General features: G+C 50.7%; 31 protein-coding genes. 20 read left to right on the top strand and 11 right to left on the bottom strand.

The features are described 5' to 3' along the window. Window positions 1–48: 48 nt before the first annotated feature. A complete protein-coding gene (locus F8A88_RS14035; protein WP_151151803.1) occupies window positions 49–633 on the bottom strand; it encodes a hypothetical protein in 585 nt (194 codons plus the stop codon). A gap of 360 nt (window positions 634–993) precedes the next feature. Between F8A88_RS14035 and F8A88_RS14030 the strand changes: the two genes are divergently transcribed. From F8A88_RS14030 to traI, 3 genes are read left to right on the top strand one after another with little or no spacing between them, the layout of a single operon-like run. Continuing rightward, complete coding sequence (locus F8A88_RS14030; RefSeq protein WP_151151802.1) at window positions 994–1,806, top strand: Rha family transcriptional regulator; 813 nt, start codon at window positions 994–996, stop codon at window positions 1,804–1,806. Beyond that, complete coding sequence (locus F8A88_RS14025) at window positions 1,799–2,098, top strand: plasmid mobilization protein (RefSeq protein ID WP_241667469.1); 300 nt, start codon at window positions 1,799–1,801, stop codon at window positions 2,096–2,098. Before F8A88_RS14030 ends, F8A88_RS14025 begins: the two co-directional genes overlap by 8 nt. After that, a complete protein-coding gene (gene traI / locus F8A88_RS14020) occupies window positions 2,095–3,585 on the top strand; it encodes a TraI/MobA(P) family conjugative relaxase (RefSeq protein ID WP_151151800.1) in 1,491 nt (496 codons plus the stop codon). The genes F8A88_RS14025 and traI overlap by 4 nt, the downstream gene beginning before the upstream one ends. A 164-nt stretch (window positions 3,586–3,749) precedes the next feature. Here traI and F8A88_RS14015 read toward each other — a convergent pair whose 3' ends face one another. Genes F8A88_RS14015 through F8A88_RS14005 form a run of 3 tightly spaced genes read right to left on the bottom strand, consistent with a single transcriptional unit; the run spans window position 3,750 to window position 4,938 of the window. After that, complete coding sequence (locus tag F8A88_RS14015) at window positions 3,750–4,097, bottom strand: Mor transcription activator family protein (RefSeq protein ID WP_151151799.1); 348 nt, start codon at window positions 4,095–4,097, stop codon at window positions 3,750–3,752. A gap of 15 nt (window positions 4,098–4,112) precedes the next feature. Further along, window positions 4,113–4,565 (bottom strand): regulatory protein GemA, encoded by a 453-nt coding sequence (locus tag F8A88_RS14010; RefSeq protein ID WP_151151798.1) that lies wholly within the window; start codon window positions 4,563–4,565, stop codon window positions 4,113–4,115. Window positions 4,566–4,593: 28 nt separating this feature from the next. Next, a complete protein-coding gene (locus F8A88_RS14005) occupies window positions 4,594–4,938 on the bottom strand; it encodes an FmdB family zinc ribbon protein (RefSeq protein WP_151151797.1) in 345 nt (114 codons plus the stop codon). An 83-nt stretch (window positions 4,939–5,021) separates the two neighbouring features. Between F8A88_RS14005 and F8A88_RS14000 the strand changes: the two genes are divergently transcribed. After that, window positions 5,022–5,531, top strand: coding sequence for a hypothetical protein (locus tag F8A88_RS14000; RefSeq protein ID WP_151151796.1), 510 nt, complete (start codon window positions 5,022–5,024; stop codon window positions 5,529–5,531). A gap of 223 nt (window positions 5,532–5,754) precedes the next feature. On the opposite strand, the gene F8A88_RS13995 is transcribed toward F8A88_RS14000, so the two are convergent. Next, window positions 5,755–6,012, bottom strand: coding sequence for a hypothetical protein (locus tag F8A88_RS13995; protein WP_151151795.1), 258 nt, complete (start codon window positions 6,010–6,012; stop codon window positions 5,755–5,757). Between the two features lie 33 nt (window positions 6,013–6,045). Beyond that, complete coding sequence (locus F8A88_RS13990; RefSeq protein ID WP_151151794.1) at window positions 6,046–6,504, bottom strand: HNH endonuclease signature motif containing protein; 459 nt, start codon at window positions 6,502–6,504, stop codon at window positions 6,046–6,048. A 9-nt stretch (window positions 6,505–6,513) separates the two neighbouring features. On the opposite strand from F8A88_RS13990, the gene F8A88_RS13985 reads away from it, so the two are divergent. The 4 genes from F8A88_RS13985 to F8A88_RS13970 are packed head-to-tail and all read left to right on the top strand — an operon-like array spanning window position 6,514 to window position 8,728. After that, window positions 6,514–6,987, top strand: coding sequence for a hypothetical protein (locus F8A88_RS13985; RefSeq protein ID WP_151151793.1), 474 nt, complete (start codon window positions 6,514–6,516; stop codon window positions 6,985–6,987). Continuing rightward, the gene (locus F8A88_RS13980; protein WP_151151792.1) at window positions 6,984–7,541 is read left to right on the top strand and encodes a phage protein Gp37; all 558 of its coding nucleotides are present in this window, start codon (window positions 6,984–6,986) and stop codon (window positions 7,539–7,541) included. The genes F8A88_RS13985 and F8A88_RS13980 overlap by 4 nt, the downstream gene beginning before the upstream one ends. Window positions 7,542–7,552: 11 nt before the next feature. Continuing rightward, complete coding sequence (locus F8A88_RS13975; RefSeq protein ID WP_206666413.1) at window positions 7,553–7,783, top strand: DUF2635 domain-containing protein; 231 nt, start codon at window positions 7,553–7,555, stop codon at window positions 7,781–7,783. After that, complete coding sequence (locus F8A88_RS13970) at window positions 7,784–8,728, top strand: Mom family adenine methylcarbamoylation protein (RefSeq protein ID WP_241667468.1); 945 nt, start codon at window positions 7,784–7,786, stop codon at window positions 8,726–8,728. It abuts the gene before it with no gap. A gap of 137 nt (window positions 8,729–8,865) precedes the next feature. On the opposite strand, the gene F8A88_RS13965 is transcribed toward F8A88_RS13970, so the two are convergent. From F8A88_RS13965 to F8A88_RS13950, 4 genes are read right to left on the bottom strand one after another with little or no spacing between them, the layout of a single operon-like run. Next, window positions 8,866–9,420, bottom strand: a complete 555-nt coding sequence (locus F8A88_RS13965) for a hypothetical protein (protein WP_151151791.1) — start codon at window positions 9,418–9,420, stop codon at window positions 8,866–8,868. Then, window positions 9,395–9,625: a hypothetical protein gene (locus F8A88_RS13960; RefSeq protein WP_151151790.1), complete on the bottom strand. Its 231-nt coding sequence runs from the start codon at window positions 9,623–9,625 to the stop codon at window positions 9,395–9,397. Before F8A88_RS13960 ends, F8A88_RS13965 begins: the two co-directional genes overlap by 26 nt. A 5-nt stretch (window positions 9,626–9,630) precedes the next feature. Continuing rightward, on the bottom strand, window positions 9,631–10,230 hold the full coding sequence (locus F8A88_RS13955) for a hypothetical protein (RefSeq protein WP_151151789.1): 600 nt from the start codon (window positions 10,228–10,230) through the stop codon (window positions 9,631–9,633). 14 nt (window positions 10,231–10,244) lie between these two features. Further along, complete coding sequence (locus F8A88_RS13950; protein WP_241667467.1) at window positions 10,245–10,868, bottom strand: toprim domain-containing protein; 624 nt, start codon at window positions 10,866–10,868, stop codon at window positions 10,245–10,247. A gap of 277 nt (window positions 10,869–11,145) precedes the next feature. Between F8A88_RS13950 and F8A88_RS13945 the strand changes: the two genes are divergently transcribed. The 6 genes from F8A88_RS13945 to F8A88_RS13915 all read left to right on the top strand — a co-directional run bounded on the left by F8A88_RS13945 (window position 11,146) and on the right by F8A88_RS13915 (window position 16,116). After that, window positions 11,146–11,577, top strand: coding sequence for a hypothetical protein (locus F8A88_RS13945; RefSeq protein WP_151151787.1), 432 nt, complete (start codon window positions 11,146–11,148; stop codon window positions 11,575–11,577). A gap of 45 nt (window positions 11,578–11,622) precedes the next feature. Continuing rightward, window positions 11,623–11,883 (top strand): XRE family transcriptional regulator, encoded by a 261-nt coding sequence (locus F8A88_RS13940; RefSeq protein ID WP_151151786.1) that lies wholly within the window; start codon window positions 11,623–11,625, stop codon window positions 11,881–11,883. A 201-nt stretch (window positions 11,884–12,084) separates the two neighbouring features. Next, on the top strand, window positions 12,085–12,714 hold the full coding sequence (locus F8A88_RS13935; protein ID WP_151151785.1) for a hypothetical protein: 630 nt from the start codon (window positions 12,085–12,087) through the stop codon (window positions 12,712–12,714). 734 nt (window positions 12,715–13,448) lie between these two features. Continuing rightward, the gene (locus F8A88_RS13925) at window positions 13,449–14,225 is read left to right on the top strand and encodes a SocA family protein (RefSeq protein ID WP_151151783.1); all 777 of its coding nucleotides are present in this window, start codon (window positions 13,449–13,451) and stop codon (window positions 14,223–14,225) included. Beyond that, on the top strand, window positions 14,206–14,913 hold the full coding sequence (locus tag F8A88_RS13920) for a hypothetical protein (RefSeq protein WP_151151782.1): 708 nt from the start codon (window positions 14,206–14,208) through the stop codon (window positions 14,911–14,913). The genes F8A88_RS13925 and F8A88_RS13920 overlap by 20 nt, the downstream gene beginning before the upstream one ends. Window positions 14,914–14,997: 84 nt before the next feature. Continuing rightward, complete coding sequence (locus F8A88_RS13915) at window positions 14,998–16,116, top strand: tyrosine-type recombinase/integrase (protein ID WP_151151781.1); 1,119 nt, start codon at window positions 14,998–15,000, stop codon at window positions 16,114–16,116. 376 nt (window positions 16,117–16,492) lie between these two features. Here F8A88_RS13915 and F8A88_RS13910 read toward each other — a convergent pair whose 3' ends face one another. Next, on the bottom strand, window positions 16,493–17,800 hold the full coding sequence (locus tag F8A88_RS13910; protein ID WP_151151780.1) for a hypothetical protein: 1,308 nt from the start codon (window positions 17,798–17,800) through the stop codon (window positions 16,493–16,495). A gap of 279 nt (window positions 17,801–18,079) precedes the next feature. Here F8A88_RS13910 and F8A88_RS13905 point away from each other — a divergent pair, with 279 nt between their 5' ends. The 6 genes from F8A88_RS13905 to F8A88_RS13880 all read left to right on the top strand — a co-directional run bounded on the left by F8A88_RS13905 (window position 18,080) and on the right by F8A88_RS13880 (window position 24,906). Then, a complete protein-coding gene (locus F8A88_RS13905; RefSeq protein WP_151151779.1) occupies window positions 18,080–18,835 on the top strand; it encodes a substrate-binding periplasmic protein in 756 nt (251 codons plus the stop codon). Window positions 18,836–18,963: 128 nt separating this feature from the next. Beyond that, complete coding sequence (locus F8A88_RS13900) at window positions 18,964–20,328, top strand: L-serine ammonia-lyase (protein WP_151151778.1); 1,365 nt, start codon at window positions 18,964–18,966, stop codon at window positions 20,326–20,328. 300 nt (window positions 20,329–20,628) lie between these two features. Continuing rightward, window positions 20,629–21,357, top strand: coding sequence for an amino acid ABC transporter ATP-binding protein (locus F8A88_RS13895; protein ID WP_151151777.1), 729 nt, complete (start codon window positions 20,629–20,631; stop codon window positions 21,355–21,357). A gap of 70 nt (window positions 21,358–21,427) precedes the next feature. Continuing rightward, the gene (locus F8A88_RS13890; protein ID WP_151151776.1) at window positions 21,428–22,255 is read left to right on the top strand and encodes an ABC transporter substrate-binding protein; all 828 of its coding nucleotides are present in this window, start codon (window positions 21,428–21,430) and stop codon (window positions 22,253–22,255) included. Window positions 22,256–22,493: 238 nt separating this feature from the next. Beyond that, complete coding sequence (locus tag F8A88_RS13885; RefSeq protein WP_151151775.1) at window positions 22,494–24,257, top strand: amino acid ABC transporter permease; 1,764 nt, start codon at window positions 22,494–22,496, stop codon at window positions 24,255–24,257. 250 nt (window positions 24,258–24,507) lie between these two features. Then, a complete protein-coding gene (locus tag F8A88_RS13880) occupies window positions 24,508–24,906 on the top strand; it encodes a cytochrome c3 family protein (RefSeq protein WP_151151774.1) in 399 nt (132 codons plus the stop codon). Window positions 24,907–24,962 lie beyond the last annotated feature (56 nt).

Here is a 24,962-nt window from a genome sequence, read left to right as displayed (position 1 = left end):
ATTTACTGACCAGCAGCCTTTTCTCAATTTTATTATGATTAGAGGATACTACTTAATCGTCGCAGAAAGGACGACCATATTCCAATACAACAACTCCCATTGAGCCAATGAAAGACCATAAGCTTTAGCAACCCGTTTACAGCGTTCAATGACAGCAACATACGCATCAAGCGAGTCGTTTTTTGTCCAAGCATAATTTTCACCTACATTCTTAGCGACATAACTATCAATTGGCGCATGAAGAGGTTCAACGATCTCGCCTTTCACCCAAAGTAATTTTAGTGTGAGATTAAAAAGCTTCTGAGCTGATCCAAAACGAAAATGACCTTCTTTCAACGAATCTGAATGAACCGAAGTCATAAATTCCACCAATTCACTAAGGTTATTCAAATGTTCAGATTCAGAAATTGTCCCTACGACATAGTCCCCGATCTTCTTTTCAACGAAACTCCTATAATCTCTCCACATTTTCTCTTTTGCTTCCCCACCGATTTGCGAGTGGTAAACATAACCTCGTTGAGTGGTGGCGTTCCGAACACTCGAATAAACTTCATCAGTAGCAATAGCACCGCCCCAGTACTTCATATACATTTTTTTTGCATCCTCTACCTTGAAACCTGAAACTAAATTCATGTTATCTCTCCGGTATATTTTTCCAATGATATAATTGCTAGACTTTTCTTATCTCTTCTCATGTCATTAAATTTCTTTCAACGTCCTTTAATGTCTTTTTACGTCCTGAATCTCCCCTCTTTATGTCCTTTTGTGTCATTCAACGTCTTCTTATGTCTTTTAATGTCCGCCTATAGACGTAGGACGCTCACGGACGCATACTGTCATGGAGTCCGAAGGCAGGATAGGTAAGGTAGGCCCACTTCGTGGAGACTACCTTACGTCCTGCCACAGCCTTGCTGGCTGTGGTTGACTTATTCGCCTTCGGCTCAACGTATATGCTCCGCAGGGAGTGACACCATTTACGCAAAGGAGAACATCATGACTAAAAAGAAAAATAAAATTAGTGCATTAAAAGAGCTTATCGTTCAAAATAAAGCTAGCGGGCAGCCCATGGTTTCCTCACTCGTTGTAGCAGAACATTTTAAAAAGCAGCATAAAGATGTGCTCAAAGCCATAAATAATTTGGATTGTCCCAAGGAGTTTAACGGGCGCAATTTTGCGCCCGTTGAATACTTGGACTCCAAAGGAGAAGCGCGGCCCGCAGTCAACATGACTCGTGACGGCTTTTCGATCTTGGCCATGGGATTTACCGGCAAGAAGGCCATGGAATGGAAGGTGAAGTTTCTGGAAGCGTTTAACGCTATGGAGAAGCAGCTTACACCGCACATAGTTCCGACCAAATTCAGCTATGTGCCGCTAAAACCGGAGGAACTGAGGGGAATCAAAGGCCTCATGAAATATTGGTGCTATCTGGACGGTATCACTTTCAACGAAGCCGTTGCCCAAGTGCAAACGATTACCCGCTGTCCCAACATGGACGAAATGGATTACGGTGCTGCAAAGATGGCATGGGATTTCGTTTTGGCCTGCATAAGCAGGGTTCCCTCAAAGTCGGCTACCCCCAAATGCACTGAAGACGATCTGGCACCGGTTTATGGATTACTAGATTACTGGGAGCACTGGCAAAAAGGCGCTTACGCTCAACGTATGGAAGAGATGTGCAAATGCATGCGGATAGATAGCGTACAGCAGTTGCCCGAATCTTGCCTCCCTCATGCTGTCAGTGGGTTGTGGATGAAAATCAACATAGAGATTGGCCGAAACGATGCCCTCCAAGAAGCACGTGCTTAAATCATACGTATCCGACGAGGAATACGCGGCTATCATCGCCAAGGCCGACATGACAGGACTGTCCGTGTCTACATTCGTCAAGCGCGTATCTCTGGGACACCAAATTGTCAGCCGGGAAGACCGCCAAGCCCGGCGGGAACTGCTGCGGATCAATGCAGATATAGGCCGCCTAGGTGGACTGCTGAAAATGTGGCTGACCAACGAAGATGACTTTGAGGATGATGTACGAATCCTGCTGAAGGAAATCGAACAACGACAAGCCGAGCTCAAAAAAGCCGTGGGGCGCATATGATCAGCCGACATATCACCTGCAAGCAAGCCAACGACGATTACGGGCGTTTAGCCCGTTACGTGGCAGACGCCAGCCACGAGGGGGAGAAATGCCTAGCTGCATGGGCTGCTGGATGCTGGGCCGGTGATGACTATGAACTGGCCATAACGGAAGTTGAGGACACGCAAGCGCTCAACCTCCGCACCGGCAAGGAAAAGACCTACCATTTGATTGTCTCGTTTCGTCCGGAGGACGAAGCATTGCTCACGATTGAGAAGTACAAGGAGATCGAGAAGGAATTTGCCAAAACGCTGGGCTATGAGGAACACCAGCGCCATTGCGGTGTCCATAAGAACACGGCCAACGTCCACATGCACGTTGCCTACAATATGATTCATCCTGAAAAGTTGACCAGGCATGAGCCGTACCGGGATTTTCACAAACGAGACAAGCTATGCCGGCAGCTTGAACAAAAATACAGTCTGAAGGTCGACAATGGGAGGAATCCTGCCCGAAACAACACACGCGAGAATGAAAAGGCACGGACATATGAAGCACACTCCGGCCAGCAGTCCTTTGACGGCTATGTAAAGGACCAGAAAACACATTTGCTCAAAATGGCCGAGGTGGCCAAAAGTTGGCAGGAGCTACATACGATATTTGCCGAACAGGGGTTGGCCATCACTCCACGAGGCAACGGTTGTGTCATAAAAAATCGTTTCGGCAAACAACGAATCAAAGCCAGTTCACTGGACAGATCCTTTTCACTCCACAAGTTGGAAGCGCGTTTTGGGAAATTCCGGCCAGCTAAAAGCCTTGAACATGTGGTTGAACGAGACAGATACACAGGAAAGCCAGTCCACCGAAATCCGGAACGCGGCAACCTGTATCGGGAATACCAGAAGGCCATCAAGAACAAGAAGCACGGCTATGAGCAATGCAAAGAGCAAGAGAAAGAAGACCTTGAAGCCGTCCGAAAGAAATGGAAGCTCAAACAGCGGGAAATCCGCAACCGGACGGACTTGGTTTGGAAAGACAAGAAAGCTCTAATCTCCCTAGCCAAATTGCACGGCCTGAAGCACGAGGAAACAATTCGTGCAGACATGGCCAAGCGTAGAAGAATCTTACGAAAAGAAACACCATTTCACAACTGGTCCGGATTCCTAAAACTCAAGGCCGAACAGGGCAACCAGGTCGCATTGGCCATTTTGCGATCAAGAAAAGAAACGGCACAAGCTCAAGACGTTGCCATTCCAAAACGACTCATGACCAACATCAGCTATCGCGTCGATAATCAGGGCAACGTGCTCTACTCGCTCGCGGGTGGTGGCATGATCAAAGACACGGGCAGTCGCCTGTTCTTCAGCAAACACGACAAGGCTGCACAAAAGATCGCCAAGCAGCTGGCTTGGCGAAAATTCGGCAAACAATTCACGCTGGGCAACGGAGTAATCCGGAGAGTAGGAGAGAAACTTGAGGCTCAGATTCGAAACGAAATGAGCCGGTAGTAAGAACGACAAAATCCCCATGCCCATACAGCATGGGGATTTTGGTTGATGAGAACCCCCGTGATAACTAGATAGTGTGTGTAAGATTATCGGGATGTGCCGGGATCATCCGGGATTTATCGGGACGGAATTTTTGTAATTCCATTACACATACTGAAACCATCTCAAGAGAGCGGGAGACCATGTTGCTTAACGCTACGCTTCTCCCGCTCTTTTTTTATGATACGGTGGATGTGCTGGTAAGACAACCCGTACTTGCGGGCCAGCTCGTCGGCATTAGCGCCGTTGAAATCAGAATAGATGCGGGCGTCTCTGGAGCAAATTCTCCCGGCCATGTCTTTGGGGATGTAGACGTTCTGTCCTCCCCAATGATCGGCCAGGAATGCGGCCGCATCTTGGGCGAACTCTTTTGATTTGGAGGGAGAGAGGCCCAGCTGACCTGTTGCAAAACTTGCAAGGTTATCTATCAAATCCGTCAAAAGGGCGGCGGCTGGAATTCTGCTTTCGTTCATGCTGGGCCTCACCTGCTAGACTGCGGTCTTTTCCTTTATGATCCGTTTTTGCCAATTTTTCAATGATTCTATTATGGTGCTTGCCTGATGTCTGTTGAGCCAACGGTATGATCCCACGCCAGGTTTGCCTCCTTTTTTTGTCTGGCCTTTCACAAAGGCATTCAGCGCCTGTTCGTTAGGATCGCGGACCTCTCCCGCCTTGTGCAACTCCTGCCAGAGCGTCCAAATTTTACGCGCCTGGGCATCTGGCAATGCGGGGATTTTCGTTTGCCCTGCAAGTTTCTGGAGGTGTGCGCACAAATCTTTCAGGGCATCAATAGAGAGGTCTGCTGTTGAGCTCTTGTCGTAACGTACCAGCAGCATGGTTTCATAGTCCTCTGCCGACATATGGAGAACTTGGTTCTGGATGGTCTTGGCTTTTTTGATCAGACCGGTTCTCCATCGCTTACCTTTGGTTGTCATAGCCATGGTTCGCTCCTATCTCATGTAGTACGCGCTAAACAAACGCGACGATGTAAAGGTCGTGGGCAGCAACGTATTCCTCGACAAGAGCCGAGTAAAAACGGCCATTCCACATCACCTGTATTTTGTCGCCGGGATTCGGCTTCTTGGTGCAATTCGTTTCTCTGCTGGCCGTGCTGTGAGTACCGAGCTTCATGCGGAGCGAAAGCCCCTTTTTGGCTTTTAACTCTTGGCGCATCTGCCACCTATAAGCTGCTTGGGAATATGAGACTGCTTCTTTGCCGCACTGAGGACAACGCGTGAGAACGCCTTCGCCACGAGGCTCAATAAACTCTTTGCGGCATTTACATTTTTTACAATAGGGCCATTTCGGGGGCATTCTTCCATCCTTATGCTGAGTTCTTTGTTGATATTCTATGGATTTACTGCGACATTAAACAAAATCATAACGTAGGAGTTTTTATGAAAAATCGTATTGTTGTGTTTAGTATCCTGGCACTGCTGCTCTCTTTGTGCAGCGTTTCATCCGTAGCCGCCTTTGAAACTCGAGGAAGTGCATTTGTTCCCTGCATGAGTGCGTCCTATTCCAATTCTAGTGTGCTTGTCAGAAGCTACATCTACTTGACCAACATCACAGGAAGTGACGTAACTTGTCGGGTTACATTTCGTGATCATGCAGGGGATGACGTTACATCGTATAGCTCCGTCTACTCCGGCAACGCCTCAGGAAATAGTGCTGTCACAATAGCAACGGTAAACGGCACATTTACGCTTCCCGCTGGTGAAACTCGTTATCTACGTTTATCTATCTCAGATACAAGTCGGCTCATTATTGGCCAGGCTACAATCGAATGGGCTTCCGATGATCCCAATCTCAGAAAAGCGATTATTGCTTACGGAAAACGGCACGGAGTTCACAATGACAGAGGAACATTAGCCAGTATTCCGATCAATAACGGTCAGCCGTTCTAGCTTCAGCAGAGTTGCGGGAGAGAGGGAATACCTTTCTCCTGCTTTTCATTTTGTCGTTCATGGTAAATTCTCCTTGGTAAACGTATTGCGGATTAGTTGACCGCTCTTTCTCGTACAGATTCCAAAGCGTTGTTGAGTTCCTGTTCAAATTCGGACGGGTCGATTTCTTCCCAATCGTCTTCAAAGCGGTATCTGAATTGATCGAACTGAAATTCCACTTTGTTCAGGGCGCAGCTTTGGAACTGAAAGCACTGGAAATTTGGTTCATGGCTGCCATCGGTGAGAAATTCAATTGGTCAACGCTGGTAACTTTGGCGTACAGCCACCAATCGGGATAGCTTTCACCATATGAGTTCGGAGCCTTGAAGCATCTGCCTATCCACTCTTTGCGATATCCAGGGAGAAGTTCTTTCGCCAAATTTTCCCTTTCCTCGTTTCTCTTCCGGTTCAATTCTCGGATTTGTTCGTCGTAATTTTCCATGTCGTCTCCTTTGTGTCGTGTCACTGCTGATTCTCAGCGATTTGCTGTTTCCAGCTTTATGCACTTCGCTTGTAACCGGGCCGTGGCAATTGCAGTTGCCCGAAGATCGGGGTGCAACTCTTTCAAATTCAACTTGTTCAGAATTGCGTGCTCGGCCATAGAAACCATGACAAGGTTATCCAATGAGCAATTGGTCTTGTCGCCGTCGAGGAAGCGGATATACATACCATCCGGCACCGGCCCGTTTGCCTCTTCCCACACCACGAGGTGCTTGTAGCGATAGTTCCGCTTTGTCTTCATGTTAGGGGCTGGAGAATCAGTCTTGACGGTGATGTATCCAGTCGCAGGGCAAAGAGTTTCATCTCCGGTCTTGAGTGTGCGGCGATGGTATTTGACAAACCCACGCCTCTTGAGCTGCCCTTCAATGGCCCAAAAGGTTCGCTTGGGTTCAAACCGTTCATTGAAAGCATCCGTCAATTCTTGCGTTGTCATTGTCTAAAAATGATTCTTGAGGAATTGAACCTGCTCACTATTGTAAATGACAAACGACTTGTTCACTTTCTTCCGACCACTCCGAAATCCATAATTGTTCAATGTAGAACGAATTTGTTGGAAGGTTCTGTTTCTGCCGAAACGCTCATTGAAAGCAGGAACCAGTTCGTACAAATCCATGCATTTGGTGTTCTTTCGCTGCCAAGCCAGCTCTTCGTCGTTATATCGCCTCCAACGTGCTTCCATGCTTTACTCCCCGGTGGACAGCATTACCGGAGCCAGGCCAACACCGAACAGATCGCGCTCAACAGCAACTCTGGCCTTGAGCACCAGATTGCCAGTGGAAATGATCTCTTGAGATATACGGGCGATTGCCTTGGAGCGTTCAATCTCTTCCAGCAGGGCATCTCCATGGAGAACGAAGCCGACCTGGTCGCCCTGGTGGATGACTGGATGGACCGCCAACTGGAGGTGCTGCAATGAGTCTGGCCAGCTTGCGCGACGCCGTTGTTGCCAAGATCGATCAGGCCACCTCAAGGAAGGTGCATTGTGCGTCCCACGGCGGCCGGTTCGACCTGCACGAGCTCAAACGCATTTCAACTAAGGCTCCGGCCGTGTTCGTGGCCGTGCTGGGCTTTAGTGATCTGACAGAGTCCTGCGGCGACTATGAGGCCTGGGTGACCTGGGGCGCGTTCGTGGTGACCAGGGATCGTCCTGGCCAGCCGCGTGATCTGGCGGCCCTGTCCATTGTGGATATGTTGAGCCTGCTGATTCCCGGCAACACCTGGGACCTGAAGGAATCTATCAGCACGGCCGAGCGGACCCGCGCCGACAATCTTTTTTCTACCGTCATCGACAAGGCCGGTATGGCCATGTGGGCCATCTCCTGGCGGCAAAACATGACCCTCGGCCAGGCCATGACCGAGAGCGATCTGGCCTCCCTTGATCCATTTGCAACCTTAAGTGCCAAGTATCCCCTCGCGGGCGACGCTCCCGAGGCGGAAGACCTGGTGAACCTGCCCCAAGACGGGGAGTAGGAGGAACCGACGTGGCTAATTTGTATCTCAAACCCCGAGACGGCTTGATCGTGCGTGATCCGCGTACCAAGAAGCCGCTCCCCGAATACGGCAAGGAAGTTCCGGCAACCGGCTACTGGCGTCGCCGCCTCAAGGATGGCGACCTAAAAAAAACCACAGCCGAAGCCATCAAGAAAGGGGCTGAGGCGGCCGCCAAAGCCGAAGCCAAGGCCGCCAGCGCCGTAACCACCGAGGAGGGCTAAATGTCCATCAGCTTCAACGACATTCCCAGCAATATCAGGGTTCCCCTGTGTTATATTGAGTTTGACAACTCCAATGCGGTCCAGGGACTGGCCGAAGTGGAATACAAGGTGCTGGTGCTGGAGCAGATGCTCTCCACCGGCACGGCCACGGCTGCCGTACCTGTCCGTGTCCTGAGTGCCGACCACGCCAAGTCCCTGTTCGGACAGGGTTCCATGCTGGCCGAGATGTTCGACTACGAGAAGGACGCCAACAAATACATGGAGACCTGGGCCATTCCCCTGGAGGATGCCGAGGCCGGTGTTGCCGCGTCCGGCCAGCGTGATTTCTACGTCGCCTGGATACCGTCGCAATTCTCTCGGGAATTGGTGCTGAAACACCACTACTCCCACCGAATAGTAAACAACAGCTATTGTCACCTCGGCGTATTCTACCGCCAAAATCTGGCCGGTGTGCTCGTGTTTGGATATGCGCTCAATCCCCGTGCTGTGGGCAAAATCGTCCCGGACACCAGCGTCGGGGAATACATGGAACTAAACCGCATGTGGTTAAGCGACGTAGCCCCCCGGAATAGCGAGAGCCGGGCTATTTCATATAGTATAAAATACATCAAGCGGGCTTGTCCCACCGTGGCTTGGATACAATCCTTCGCAGACGAACGATGCGGCCGCCTGGGTGTGGTCTACCAAGCCTCCAACTTCCTGTATTGCGGGAGCCATTGGACAAGCTTCTACTATCTGGACGGGGAGTACTTTCATGAAATGCTGTTGACCACGAGCAAAAAAGGGCGAAGCAAAATCCTTATTGATAACAAGGACCGCGCTATTCCGCTCCGTTTCCGCCAATTTCGCTATGTATACTTCATTAAAAAGCACTGGCAAAAGCGGCTGGCCCTAAAAACACACCTTACCCCAAGCCGGAGAGCTTGGTCTAGAATGAAGGAATAAATAAAGGGCCGTGTCCAAACTGGACGCGACCCTTTATTTTTGCAACACTGTTGCCGTATTTGAAACAAAGGACAATAATGAATTATCGCGCATATCGCCGCGATTTTTCGCAGGCGGCTTTAGGTTGAGTTAAGAATCTATCTTTCCAGCCCTTGCCCCTGCTCCATCCCCAGCGCCTGGCGCTGCATGGCCATATACTTCTGGTTGGCAACCTTCAAATTATCCTTGCGCTGCCGCAGGATGTTCTTTTCCGGAACCGAAGACGTGGCTTTAAGACGGTTAGTAAGACGGGCGGTATGGGACTTGATGAATTCCCGAAAGGCATCCAGAGGAAGGCCGCCCTGTTTACGTTTGGAGGAGTATGTACGAGCAGCCTTTTCATACGCATCGTGATCCTGAACCAACTTCAACGTTTCGTTGGCATCAGACAACTGCTCCAGCGCTGGCTTGATACTGTTCACCATCTCCGGTGCGTTTGAATAATTGACTAGCTCATGATGCAAGGTCACTTCTTCGACCATCAAGATGGTATAAGGATTCCCAGATTGTCCAACCCCCTGAAAAAGAGAAACAGATTCTTTCAAGCTTTGACTAAAAAGTTCGGCTTCTGGAGTGCTTTCCTTGAGTTGATATGCGCCCCAATCTGCATTGAGCTTTGCTACCAGTTTATCCGTCAAGCCATTCCGATCCATACTCGGCCTCCGCTTCTGAAAGATCAAATCCACTTTCGATCAAAGCTTCCTTTCCAAGCGTGTCTTTGTAGGCCATGGCAAGATGCGGAGCCAAAGGAATTCTGAGTCTTATCCGGAAGGCTTCCTCATGGTCACCTCGTTTATCAGCTTCAAGAGCCAGCTTGATATTTTCAAACATCTCAGATCTGGACAGTTGTGCCATCATACCTCCTAAGTATTTATCCGGGGAGGATCATACCTCCCCGGTGCATCATTGTGAAGTCTTACAATCCCAACCCAGCGCTCAGGGCGTGCCCTTTCTCCAGTTCCTGAAAACGTTCCAGAAATTGTCCTTTGACCTGCTGCCATTCCATGGGCTTGATCACCATACCCGGCGGAGACGGCGGCAAATCCGGACGCTGGGCCAACCGGCCATTTGACGACCTGCTGCATTTCAGCAGCCATTACTGCCTGATCTGCCTTCTTGATAATCTGAGGTCGGGGAAACGTAATCTGGAAACGATTGCAAATCGCCCTCATGACCTGTCCCTCGATGCGTCGATATTCTGGCAGCATGGCCTTCAGCGGAGATACGACATCTCCCAGATAAGCCTCGGTAGCATCATGCAAAAGCCCTTGAAGCTTGTATTCCTTGGGCAAAGCATCAGCCACCAGCAGACTATGCTGGCCAACCGAGTACGAGTAATGGCCAGCACCGTTGTACCTATCCAGCTTGGCCAAATGGTGCGCGATGTCCTCAATGCATATTTCCTTGGAATTCGGATTGGCTAAATCCAGATTCTTACCCGTATGTGTCCTAACAATGCTCATTACAACCTCGTAAGTTAAAGGCTCATGGCCAATCCGTCTTCCTGCTGTTCAAGCCCTTTCCCTCGGACCTTTTGCAAAACCGGTTCAAGCTGCTTGCGAACGGCCTCCAGCCCTCGCGTAGCATGCAGATCATTGAAATCCGTCAATCCCTTGGCCTTTTCGGCATCGGAAAACAATGGAACAACAAACTGCCCGCCAACGGCCCGAGCTGCGGCTTGAGCTTTAGTCACTCCCGGATTACCTGACTGCTGGTGATCGTTGTCGGACAAAATAACAACACTCCGATCGGGATATTTGCCGTGCAAAGCTTCGGCCACATGCTTCAGATTGCCTGCATCAAACGCGGCATGGACCGGCTCACCGATGGCCATGTGTACGCTTGCCGCCGTAGCATATCCTTCAGCAATAAGAATGGGTGTCTGCGGGTTACCCATTGTTCGATCCGGATCAATAGTATGGAAGGTTCCCGTTTTTCTTGAACCAGCAACAAAGAATTTCCCATCTTGATTCACCGTTTGCAAAGTGTGAATGAACCCCTCCACGTCTCTGCCCGGAACCAAAAGTTCGTTGCGATCGTTGACCTTTACGCCATAACCGTAGACGCCCGGGTCAGCCAGAACCGTGCTGGAACGGCTCAAGGTGCGTCCTGTAAACCTCGGCCAAGGCCGAGGACTCGGACTGCGGTGGTATAAAAGCGAAATTCTGGAGGCTCTGGACAACTCCAGAAAGCCAAAAGGAAAGCGCCGGACAACTCCAAAACAAAAATCCTTTTTCGCCGGCAAGACTACTTCTGAGCTCGTGGCCGAACTCTCACGACCAAATCAAAAGCAATAAATCCGATACGAAAACCTTGGCTCAACCCCATGCCCTAACTCTGGAAGGTATAGGGGCGGTAGTCCAAAAGGAGGTAAATCTATGGCCAAAACGAAGATAACCTTTGAAATGAATGGGAAGGAAATATGCTCCTTCGATTGGCTCGACGAAAATTTGTACATCAAAGATGGTAAGATGGGCTTCATGTCAGAACTGGAGCCGCCAAGAAATTACCTGACCGATGATGAAAAACGAATCGTTTCTGTCGTTATCGAACATGCTGACGAAGAAGGCTACTATCTGGGAAGCAGGGAAGAGTTCAGGCGCTTGGTGAGCCCGCAGCCGGTTGACTACGATATTCTCGAAGCAATCTATAACGTAGAAATATCTTTTGAAAACATTGACGAACCCGTTCGGCCATTAACCGGTTTCCAGTGGTACAAAGTTTCCGAAGCTTCCGAAAAAGATCCAGAGGTTATTCTTTCCGTCGATGAAAGATTTGTGGGCCTTCTGAAGGGCTATTGCTCAAAATGAGATGAGGCCTGAACTGCAATCAAAGCACGAAACACGGAGATAACGATGGACCACAACACAATTCTTGGCAACCGGGCCGAGCAGGATGGAGATTGTAAAAAGACGGACTGCACACGTTGCAGCGAAGAATTGGTGTTCGCCATGCAGGACAAGCACCATGATTTTTCCATCGGCCTACGAACAATCCTACAATGCCTTCGCCTTGCAGAACAGGAGGGAAATGTGCCACCTTTGCCAACAGACTGGTGGAACAAGATCGCATGCAGACATGGGACGTATTTTACGACCGAATACGAAAGAGAATAGACAATGAACGTCTACAAGTTGACAACTGAAAACACACGTTGGCGAAAGATATCTAAGGAAGACTTTGCTGCCGCAACCCATAGAATGCCTCCCTACTACCAGACAAACAGGCTTGGCGAAAACATCGCCGACCTGCTCGACGATCTAGGAGTGCCGTACCACCATGTTGGAATGGTGATTAGGTAAACAGATAAAACCACTATGTCCCATCTCATCATTATCAGCTCCCTGTTTGTCGCGTTCATTATCATTTTCCACATAGCCATGTTCAAGCTAGGACCACGGCCATCACTATGGAAGTGTGTTGATTACATATGGCTTTCGGTTGCCTCCTTCGGGTTAATCGTTTCAGGCGCTAGCATCTACCTCACGGAAACGGAGCAGGAGTTGGAACGGGAGCGCGGCTCCCTGTCTTCAACCCCCTTTTGGGCTTCCCCCGCACTTGCTGTAACGATCGATCACTACAGCAACCCACCAGAATATCTTTCAAAAGAAATGCGCTGGGAGTATGAATTGGCAGTTGGATGGTTCAAACAGGCAAAAGCCCTGATTTTCGATGAAGAGCCTTGCTACAAGCTGTACTTCGATCAGACATTCAACCGCTCCAAGTCAAACCATAGAATTCCAGAAATTAGAAAAGATCAGGATATCATCCTAAACATCATCAATGGCCTAAGGGATAAATGTAGCCGAGTCGCTCAGCTGGAAGCGGATGCCATGTCCCTTTACAGCTTCAAACATTCTGCAAAGTACCTTGGCCCAATACTTCTTGCCTTTGCCATCGCCTTGAGGTTCACCAAAACGACCGCCTCGCTTAAAGGCTACACATAGACTCCCACTATCCACCATCTCAAAAGGTATATTCATGTTTTTTGAATGGCCCCTCATCGCATTTTTAGGCTTCTTCCTTCTTTTTCATTTGATGGACCGATGCAACATCTTCCCAGTCATCTGGAGATATGTGGATTACATTTGGCTTTACATTGCCTTTCTAGGATTATTAGGGGGGATTACCGTAGCAGATTCTCTCGTAAGGCAGCTTGCGGCATATCTGGAGGAATAAGCAGAGAAGAACGCCACAAAAAAAGGAAGGCTCACTGAAAAGCCTTCCTCAAATAACAAGCAAAAAAGATTTAATCATGAGGTATGACATTCTCGGCTGCAATAATAACAGCCATTTGACTGAGGATAAATCTTTTTCGCCTCACGAACAGCATCCTGACAATTGGTGAACGTTCCAAGATACGTACGATTCTCAGGAAGCGGCATATAACTGCAACCATCCTTGTGAACCTCGTGATCTCCATTGGATTGGGCGTTTTGATTGACATAGTATCTGGACATAAATCCTCCTTAAGATTTTTATCCTTAATACCACACACCTTGCGACAGTCAATGCATAAAATCCACCCTCCTCGATAACTGATATTGAATTAAACTAGCAAGAGATTCCTTTGCCCAAGAGCTTGCTTGTAGCCATGTGCCAGTTCGTGATAAGAATGTATAGCTTGCTTCTTTTGTTTTGAGTGAGTATTCGGCATGTCCATTCAAAATAATTAGTCATTATGAATACTGAACGCGTTGACACATTGCTTCAAATCGCACTGACGGCCGCCAAGGACAACGACGACTGGCAAGACCGTGAGTTGGGCGATATTCATTTGATCAAGTACCTATACTTGGCTGATCTTGAGTACGCGAAGCACAATAATGGCGAAACATACACAGGCATCCCTTGGAAATTTCACCACTTCGGCCCATGGGCAGTTCCTCTCTGGGAACGAATCGAGCCTGCCCTTTTGGCCATGGGTGCCGAGAAAAAAGAAATTTCTGCCGAACATGACTTTGTCCGCTGGCGAGACGCTGGACAAGGCCGCAGTGCTCTGTTGGATAAACAGGGGGTCATAGCCAAGATAGTTATTGAACAGGCTGTCAAAGAATACGGAAGCAACACTGAAGAGCTGTTGCATCATATCTACCTGACCAAGCCAATGCTGAGCGCGGCGCCGGGAGAGATGCTCGACTTCTCACTTGTAGTGGAACCCGATCTTCCCAAAATTTCTCCGCCAGAAAAAAAGACTTTAAGTCAAGGCCAGCTGAAACGCCAAAAGGAACGTCAAGCGAGAATGCAAAGCCGATTTAAAGAGCGTTTCAAAGCCGTTCGAGCCTCCAAGCAAAAGCAAAGGGTCAAGGTGGAACCCCGATATGACGAAGTCTTCTCAGAAGGGGTAGCCTTTCTCGATTCATTGAACGGCCAACAGATCGATAACCAAACACTGACTTGCTCCATTTCTCCTGAACTGTGGAAGTCAAAGGCTCGCCATGACCCAGATCTGCCCTGAAGACTGTATGCATTCACACGTCGATCCTTGGTGGGTCGAAGCCGACAGCAACGTTCCTGAACCGGGACGCCTGCTCTGGGTGTACGTACCACACGTTGGACAAGAACCGATGGCTTTAGTCCCAACAGGCAGAGCAGACGACGCCCGCCAGCACGCTTTAGCGGACTGCAAAATTATGCCCGCAAACCACGAAGAAGTTTTTCAACGGTCCAAACTCCCCGTTGCAGGGTTACCTTGCTATGATAGAGAGATGTTGTCCGTCTACAGAGCAAAACGTAGGCCAGCCTTGGTGCTGGCCGCCCCACATGTGCCGCTGGATCGTGAAGAATTCAAGGGCAAGCCTTCCTATATGACAGCCGCCACCTACATGATAGCTCCGTACTATGGTGTCGAAGAGGGAACTGGAAAGCGGGCGGGATACCCTGCGACCTTTATGGAAAGAGTTCGTCATGGCGAGTATCCTCAATTCTTTTGGGACTCTCTGCCGGTAGGAAACGAAGACGAGTCAATCCTTCGACTGGACCAAATTTATCCACTAAGCACCATGTTCAGGGCATTCGAACTGACCGACTTCAAGTTGAGTGAAGCGGCCCTTGCTGTCATACAGGAATGGATGGAATGGCACTTCTTCACAGAGGTGCGGGTGGATGGACTTGTCCAATATTTCCATGAGACCTTCGCGGAATAAAACCCGCTCTATTTCTCTTACCCAAAATCAGGGGTTCCCCCCAAAAAATTGACAACCTTCCCCTATCACCAGTAAACGCTAGGCATGGCCATCAAAGAACTGAAGGGCCGCGCCAAGCCGTTTCGTGTTTACTGGCGCAATCCCTACACAAAAAAAATACAAACCGCCCATTTTACGGAGTTGCGGGACGCCCGGGAACACGACAGCCAAATAAAGCATTGGCTGGAGTTCGAGCCGGAGCGCTTCGCTCCGGAAGAAGAGGTTCAAGCTTCTGGCCAAGACCTCACTGTGGAGGGCATTGTCTGGGCATACCTCAAAGACAGACAACTGAAGCCGAAGTCACTCCGTGACACCATCTACCACCTGAAAAAAGTGCTGCCTATCGTTGGCATGGTTCAGGTTTCGGATCTAAAAAAAGCCCACATGAGAACGCTCGTTTCTGAACTACGTGACCAAGGGCTGAAACAAAACGGCATCAACCGCAAAGTGAGCATAATAAAGGCTGCATTGAATTGGGCTGAAGCCCAAGAACTCATAGAACTGAACCCTGTCCGAAACTTCTCCTGTCCCAGAGGGGTTGACGAAAAAATCCCCCCACCTAGCCCAGAAGAACTACAAACAATGATTTCGGTAGCCTCCCCTCATATCCAACGTGTAATTGTTCTAGGCCTATCTTTTGGCTTAAGGATTGGCAGCTCCGAATTATTGCAGTTGACCTGGGAAGACGTCGATATGGTGCGGTGGCGATTGCGTGTCTGGTCTGCCGATAAAAACCTTGCAAAGCCGTGGCGAGATCTGGACATAAAAACAAACCTACAAACGGTCATATCAGAATGGCATGAGCAAGATAAAAAAATTGGAGCTCAACACGTAATTCATTGGAAAGGTAAACCTGTTTCAGCCATCAAATCGGCTTGGAAAGCCACCCTTCGCCGTGCGGGCATAACTCGCCGCATCCGTCCCTATGATTTGCGGCATGCTCATGCAACCGAGGTCCTTGCAGCTGGGGCTGATACCAAAGCCGTAGCGGAAAATATGGGGCATAACGATACAACCATGATCCTAAAACACTATCAGCATGTTTTGGTCAAACAGCGCAAGGAAGCCTTGGCCGTCACTCCGGATTTGGTAATACAACATGGTAATACTGGACAAGGGGTTTCAGGGTCTTTTTGTATTACTAACCAAAAAAAGATTCAATAAATTCGAGGTATAAAACATAAGGCGCTGCATTCGGGACGCAGAGATCGGAGGTTCAAATCCTCTCATCCCGACCAGAAAAATCAAGGGTTTACGGAAAAATTCCGTAAACCCTTTTTTGTTTTTAAATGGACCCTGTTATTACGCACGCTTTCTTGATTTGTGCCTCATTTTCTCTCTCCCCCGCTTCAGCTGCAACATTCCCGCTACAATCTTCCTGAAAAACAGTGAGCTTGTTGGCCCACTGCGCGGCATTTGTATACAGCCACATCAAAAACATGCGAAACGTATATTCTCAACGGCCAATCCACATTCTGCACACAGATATTGCCACCGCGCGAAGCTTCATATGCCAAGTTGAACCATCGCCTCCTCCCGCTTACTCTGCGGGGATGCCGAAAATTGTCACCCCCAAACAGGACAGGCCAAGGAAGCCGAAAAGAATAACACGCGACCAAAACGAGTAACTGGGCGCAACCCGGCGCAGGATCAAGACCGCAACCGCGCATTGCAACACGTAAAAAAGCGCGAATGCACGCGAAGCATAACTGATAATCTGATAAACGTCCGTAAGCCAGGTTATGACGATGGCGGCAACGGACACCACCAGATAGTTGAACTTCACAGGAATCAATCCCTTAAGAATTGCTTCAAGCAGACCGGAACACCCCGCGTCGTCCGCCGTTGCCGCGGAAAACTGGCTCCCTACTGCCGTCAGTGTCAGCAACAGGGGCAATATTGGAGCCACCACACCGGAATAATTAACAATGGCTGTAATGCCTGCACTATTGTCCAGCCCTGTACGTCCGATAACCAAAGCCATGAGCCCCACAAAGGCAACGTAGATGGCTGTGGACACGAGCTGCGCCGTACGCATGGTCCGGATGCGTTCCTCTGCCGAATGTTCGGCCCCCAGGAACCGGGAAGTCTCGAACCCCTGGACCACGATGAGCATTCCCATGACCATCCGGACGACATGCCCGGCGTCTCCGGAAGAGGCCAAAGCATGAAGCTGCCATGTACCGTCGATCAGGGCAGCGGTAGCGTTGTAATGGATAAGCCCGGCTACCAGAGCCGCGATCATGGCCAAATTAATACCCACCACCACGCGCTCCACCCGTTCAATGCCCTTGAGGCCGCGAACCGTGCCCACCGCGCCGACGCCAACCAAAATCAGAGTCACCAACCCCTTTCCGTACCAGCCCGACTCCAGAGAGAAATACTTCAGCCCGAACCCTGCCAACAGCTGCAGGTAGTAAGACACGGAAATACAATATGCCCCGGCCAGCACGATATGGGACACCTTTTCCAGCAAACCCGCAGCACCGGCTGGACCGCAACGCTGGGCCCCATGGCAGTGGCCCATATGCTGAGGGTGCTGGTCCGTGGCTCCCTTCCCGGCACTGCAGTGCTGGGCAAGGACGGGCTCACCATAACGAATATTGAAGCGGATGACCGCCCCCACGCCGTAAGCCAAAACAAGGAGCCCCCCCATTGCACAGACCGCATAGTTGCCCACGTTGGCGTACAGCAAGGGAGCACAAACAAGAAATCCGGACCCCATAATTGAGGCCAGAGGAGTGATGGTTGCCCGCCAAGCTGAAGATTGGGCCAAGGGACGGTAAAAAAGCAGAAAACCACCCACGAGGAGGGCGGTGACAATGACAACGAGATCTGATAGCGGCATGATTGAAATTTCCTAGTCCTTCTGTTGTGGGGGCAATAGTAATCACTATTCCGACAGGGGGCAAACCTGACAAGAAGGAAGCCAAACAAACGCATATGCGTATTGCCCTCCCCAACAGTTATCAAGTGATCCATATGCTTGGAATAATTTTTGGGATAACGGATAAAATGGCCTAGGATACTGACCATACGCTTACTCTATGAAGTTGATTAAAATAATACCGTCATATCCAGTAGTGTGCAATAAGGTTAATCTTTACCTGTATGGAGTAACACATCGATGACTCGCTGGCTCACGCTGCTGGTTGCAGCCCTTATTCTGACCTCGTCGCCCGCCATGGGCGAAACAGGCATCAAAAACGTCACAATAGCCGGACCATCGTGGGCGGATTTCACCAACCAGGACGGAACCGGCCTGTACCATGACATTTTCCATGCGGTGTTTTCTCCCCTGAACATCACGGTAACCCACCGTTACATGCCCTCGGCACGGGCTTACGAAATGATAAGGCTGGGCAAGGCGGACATGATGGCATGCTCCGCACATGAAGTTGCGGAACTACAGCTTGCCAACTGTCCCATGTTTGTAAACAACTACCATGCGTTTTTCTCTCCCAAACGAATTTCCCCATGGCTGGGCCGGGAATCACTGAACGGGCGTTCTCTTGTCTGGCGTCGCGGGTATTATCATCCCCGAGAATTCGAGGATCTGAAAAACGTCGAGTTCACGGAACACTCCAGCGGATCAACGGCATTGGGCATGGTTATACTCGGACGCAAGGATGCCTACATCGACGACATCAACCTGATACGCGAGAGCCTTGAACGCTGTTCCCTTGAATTCGCCCTGGAAGATTTTGCCATCCGCCCGGTCGGCAAAAGAAGCTACTATCCTCTTTTTGCCAAGACAGAACACGGCAACACACTCAAGGCCTTGTTTGAATCCCGCATGAACAAGCTCCACCAAGACGGAACGCTTAAGAAAATTTTCCGCAAGTGGAACTTCGACTATCCCGATTATAGCCAGTGCAAATAACCCTCCCTCTTGCAAAAACGAATTCCCCCCACCCTTCCTTCCGGTAATGCAAATTTTACCATTGCCTTATTACGCGTTGTGAATCATAAATGAATATCAACCGTTGTGCTGCAACCCGAGGGAAAACCATGGCATACATCACCACATCACTTTTTGAATTATTCAAGGTCGGACCGGGTCCGTCCAGTTCACATACCATCGGCCCCATGAAAGCTGCATGCCAATTCATGGAGACAACTCGTGAACTGGATACAAAAATCCTCAACAAAGCCGACATGGTAGAAGTAAGATTATTCGGATCACTCAGCGCCACAGGCATGGGGCATGGCACCCGACGGGCCGTTATATCCGGCTTGCTCGGCAACCATCCCGAATCGTGTCATCCCGACGTGCTGGACGAACTGGACCACGATCCGGACCAGGAATACCAGCTGGATTTGGGACCAAGGAAGCTGACCTTTATCGGCAACGAAGTGATCTTTGACGCGGTGCAACATGATTACCCATACAGCAACACCATGATTTTCCGTCTCATGGGCAACGGGGAAACACTTTTCGAACAGGAATACTATTCCATCGGCGGAGGATTCATCCGATGGAAAGGCTGGAAAGAGACGCAACGAGGCGAACCAGAATTCAAATACGCCAACATGGCCGAGCTGAAAAAACATCTGGTCATGTCCGGCCTGCGGCTGCATGAACTGATGCTCAGAAACGAAATGGCCATCACCGGACTCAGCGAAGAGGAAATCAACGAGAAACTCGACAATATCATAATGGTCATGGAGCGGTCCGTGGAAAAAGGCATTCAGACAGAAGGAGTTCTTCCCGGCCCCATCGGGCTGCGCCGCAAGGCCAAAACCCTCTACGACAAGGCCAAAAAGGCGCATTTTCAGGGCCCGGGTTTTCTCAAGGGGCTCAACGCATACGCCATGGGCGCCTCGGAAGAAAACGCCGCGGGACATTGCATCGTAACCGCGCCCACGGCCGGAGCCGCAGGCGTGATCCCCGGCCTGGTGTTCATTCTCAAACGACACATGAGCGCCTTGAGTCATGAGATCCGAGAGGGGCTGATGGCCTCAGCGGCCATAGGCTTTCTGGCCAAAAACAATGCCAGCATTTCCGGCGCAGAGGTCGGATGCCAGGGTGAAGTGGGAGTGGCATCCTCCATGGGTGCGGCCATGATGGCATATGCCCGGGGGTATCGCTTTCAGGTAACGGAAAACGCCGCCGAAATAGCACTCGAGCACCATCTGGGCCTTACCTGCGATCCGGTGGGCGGCTATGTGCAGATACCCTGCATCGAACGAAACGCCATGGGTGCGGTCAAAGCGTACAACGCATACCTGATAGCCAGTTCGGTCGATGCGGCCTACCAAATGGTCGATCTCGACAAAGTCATCAAAGCCATGGCCGAAACAGGCCGGGACATGTCCCAAAAATACAAGGAAACCTCGCAGGGAGGACTGGCGCTCAGCGTCACCGAGTGTTGATTCCGCCAACATCTTCTTTACCGAGAGGACGCGTCGCAAAACATGGGGACGCGTCCTTTTTTCTTTTTTTCAAACCAACACGTGCTTTACAAAAAAATTAAATAACACTCTTATTTTTGCGCAAAAATCAACAAAGCATGAACACTGTTACGCATTGCAATGTCAAAGACATCAAAAACAGGCAGCTACCATATTGCCGATATAGCCGGAATAATACCCTGAAACTGTTGCCCGGACTTGATAATTCTGCTACTTGCCGACTTGCCTAATGTACGAGCAATCTCGGGGAGAAAAGAATTCGTGATATCTTTCAAAAATGTAAACAAATGGTTTGGCGACCTTCACGTCCTGCAAAACGTATCGCTGGAGATCGAAAAGGGAGAGGTCGTTGTCATCTGTGGTCCGTCCGGTTCGGGAAAAAGTACGCTCATCCGCTGCATCAATCGATTGGAGCCCATCCAGAAGGGAAGCATCTCGGTAGACGGCATGGACGTCAACGACCCCAGAACCAACATGACGCAACTCCGTGCAGAAGTCGGGTTCGTTTTCCAACAATTCAATCTCTATCCGCACATGTCCGTACTGGAAAACGTTGTATTGGCTCCCACCATGGTTCGGCATATGCCCAAGGCCGAGGCCGGAGCCATTGCCATGAAACTGCTGGAAAAGGTAAATATTCCTGACAAAGCACACGCATATCCGTCCCAACTGTCCGGCGGACAGCAACAACGTGTGGCCATCGCCCGCGGGTTGGCCATGCAGCCCAAAATCATGCTTTTCGACGAGCCGACATCCGCGCTCGACCCGGAAATGATCAACGAAGTGCTGGACGTCATGAAATCCTTGGCCCGCGAAGGCATGACCATGGTCTGCGTAACGCACGAAATGGGATTTGCCCGCGAGGTGGCCGACAGGGTCATCTTCATGGATGGCGGCTTGCTCATCGAGCAGAACACTCCCGAGGAATTCTTCCACAATCCGCAAAGTGATCGTACCAAGGATTTTCTGAGCAAAATTCTGTCGCATTAATCTGGTGTATGGCCCGGGGCGGCTATCCGCGGGCTTTTGGGTGATAACTCATAACGGAGAGAGGTTCTTTATGCGTTCTTTCAAAATCATGGTTCTCGTGGCGGCCATGCTGACCATGGCTGCGGCCAGTGCCGTTGCCGGTCCCACCTATGACCGCGTCATGCAAAACAAGGTCATTCGCGCCGGCATCACCAACCAGGGCATCCCCTTCGGCTTCATCAACGACAGCAACGAATGGGTCGGCTTCGACATGGACATGGCCAAGGAAATCGCCAAGCGCCTTGGTTGCAAGCTCGAGCCCACCGTGGTCAACAACAACACCCGCATTTCCTTCCTGCAGACCGATCCGCCCAAGGTGGATATGGTCCTTTCCAACATGACCCACAAACGCATCCGTGACGAAAAGATCGACTTCTCCATCACATACTTCTTTGATGGACAAAAATTCCTGGCCCCCAAAGGCAAGGTCACGGACCCGAAGCAGTTCGCCAACATGAAGATCGGCTCCATGCAGGGAACCACCTCCATCATCAACGTGGAGAACTATCTGAAGAAACTGGGCAACCCCAACCCCAAGGTCATCGGCTACGAAGGTGAAGTGGCCATGTTTGAAGCCCTGCGCTCCGGTCGCGTGCAGGCCATCTCCACCGACTCCACCCTGTTGCTGGGCTATGCCGCCAAGGTCCCCGGCAAGTACGAACTGGTGGGTGACTTCATTTCCGACGAGCCTTACGGCATCGGCCTGCCGCAGGACGATTCCGCGTGGCGCGACGCCGTGAACTTCGCGGTGCAGGACATCTGGAAAGACGGAACCTACAAGACCATCTACAACAAGTGGTTCGGCCCGGATTCCGACTACCCCTTCCCGCTCACCGAAAAGATCGAAATGTGGCCCTAGGGTCCACGCGACACCGTAATGAACACGGCTCCGGGCCTTGCCCGGAGCCGCAAATTATAAACTTCAACATGCCAGACTGTTGAGAAAGGTTTGCGTGCGAGGCGCAAGAAAAAAGCAAGGACGAGCCGTACTTCAGGTACGTGATGATTTGAGCTTTTTGCAGTAACGCAGCAATCGAACCTTTACCAACAGCCCAAGGTTCCGGGCTTTGCCCGAAGCCGTTACGCGATGGAAAACGATGTTCAAACATTATTTTGAAAAAATATGGGTCCAGAACGTGGCCCTGTTCTGCCTGCTCGCGCTGGTCGTATATTATTTCGGCTTTGTCTTTGAATTCAAATACGACTTCCACTGGGCCATTCTTTTTGAAAAGACCCAATACGGCTTCATGAGCGAATTGCTGCTCAATGGCCTGAACCTGACCATCACCATTTCCATCTATTCGGCACTGATCGCTCTCGGGCTGGGCACGGTGTTCGGGCTGGCGCGCCTTTCGAATTTCAAGCCCGTATACTGGTTTGCCACGTGCTATGTGGAAATTTTCCGCAACACGCCGCTTTTGGTGCAGTTGTTTTTCTGGAACTTTGCACTGCCATATGCATTCCCCGAAGACATCCGCATGCAGCTTTTCGAGCTGGATTTCGAATTCTGGATCGCGGTGGTGGGCCTCGGCGTATTCACCAGCGCGTTCATGGCTGAAATCATCCGCTCGGGCATCCAATCCATTCCCAAAGGATTGCTTGAGGCATCCTATTCCTCAGGGCTGACCTTCGGGCAAACCCTGCGCAGGATCATCCTCCCGCTGGCCTTTCGGGAGATCATCCCGCCTCTGGGCAGTGAATTCCTGAACAACATGAAAAACTCGTCACTGGCCCAAACCATCGGCGTCATGGAAATCTTCTGGGCCATGACGGAAGTCACCTCCCTGACCTACCACTGGTTCGAGGCCCTGACCGCAGCGACCATCATCTACACGCTGCTTTCGCTGCTCATTGCCGGAATCATGAACCTGGTCAACGCCAAGCTCAAAATCGTGCCCAAAGGGCAGGAAACGTTCATCCGCAAAATTTCGGACGCTCTTTTCTGGATATTCGGAGCCATCTACTCCCGGTGCTCACGCACCAAGCGCAGGATGGCGCGCAAACGGGCAGCCTCCAAGACTCTGTCGCCCACGGAACGCGCGCTCAAGGTAGCATGGAAAGGCATGACCATTGCCGGTCGGGGCCTATTCGTCCTGTTCCTTTGCTACCTGCTGTTCATGGTCGCCAAGGCGCTCTTGGGCTTCAACTGGGAAATCATCGCCAAAAACCTGAGAACGCTCGTATTGTGGCGATTCCCCAACGGCGGCGATACCGAGTTCTTCATGGGGCTCGGTGGTCTTTCCAGTTCCATCATAATGGCCGTATTCGCCATCTCCTGCAGTTTCATCATCGGGCTGTTCGCAGGCATGGGACGCACCTCCAAGTACCGTTTCTTCAGGATTCCCTGCACCATCTATATTGAATTGATCCGCGCCAACCCGCTGGTCATCGTGCTTTCGTGGATGTTCTTCACCATCCCGGTCATCCTGAAAATCGAATTGCAGGCATTCTGGGCCGCAACATGGGCCATGACCATATTCTTCGGCGCATACATTGCGGAAATCGTGCGTGCAGGCATCGAAAACATCCCGCCCGGACAGGTGGAAGCAGCCCAATCCACTGGGCTGACCTACTTCCAGACAATGCGCAAAATCATCCTGCCGCAAGCACTCAAGCAAATGCTTCCGGGGCTCGTAGGCCTGTTCATTGCCGCATTCAAGGACACCTCGCTGGCCTACATCATCGGCGTGATGGAACTGACCCGTGCCGGTTTTGCCCTGAACAACCGCCTGATGGTCTATCCCTTCGAGATCTACACCGCGGTCGCCGCGCTGTATTTCATATGCTGCTTCTGCATGAGCAAATACGCCGCCCATCTGGAACGGCGCCTGAGTCCGGAAAAAGTCCGGCTGGACATGTAAACAACAGGGAGGGCGTTTGCCCTCCCTTTTTTATCTGCATCAGTTCCCCGAGGTCACAGCTTTTCCCCGCCCTTCTCTCCGCATACGCCCCAGTGAACCAACCGTGCGCAGAGCGTGCACCTTTGGTACGCCCATAAACGCCCTTGGCCCGCCATGGTTCAATTTTACCCTTCATTATCAGACACTTACTCTTATGGCACGGCCATTGCTTATCTTCATAACAAAGACAACCTCCAACCAAGGAGACGCCATGAGACTCAACACTTACCAACTCCTTGTGCTGGCTGCGTTCCTGCTCTGTGTAAGCAATGCCTACGCCGCCCCTTCGGCTCCGGACGACATGCTCCTCGCCGCCCCGGAATCGATACAGGCCAAGAAGACACCGGTTCAGTTCTCGCACCAAAAGCACATGGCAAAGGGACTGGAATGTACGACGTGCCATCACACTTGGGACGGGACAAGCGAAATTCGCAGCTGTTCGAACGCAGGATGTCATGATCAGCCCAGCAAGAAGGAAAAGATGAGTTTCTACAAGGCGTTTCATGCCTCCAAGGCACCGCAAAGCTGTCTTGGATGTCACAAGGCTGCCATAAAGCAGGGCAACAAGGTTGCTCCCAAGTCCTGCAAGCAGTGCCATCCGAAGAAGTAAAGAACCTCCTCCCCCCTCGTCTCCGGGTCTCCCCACCGGAGTTACAAAAAGCCCGC

Source organism: Pseudodesulfovibrio senegalensis (genome assembly GCF_008830225.1).
In the GTDB taxonomy this organism is placed as follows: Bacteria; Desulfobacterota; Desulfovibrionia; order Desulfovibrionales; family Desulfovibrionaceae; genus Pseudodesulfovibrio; species Pseudodesulfovibrio senegalensis.
The sequence above is the reverse complement of the archived record's forward strand: the minus strand, read 5'-3'. Positions and strand labels throughout refer to the sequence as shown.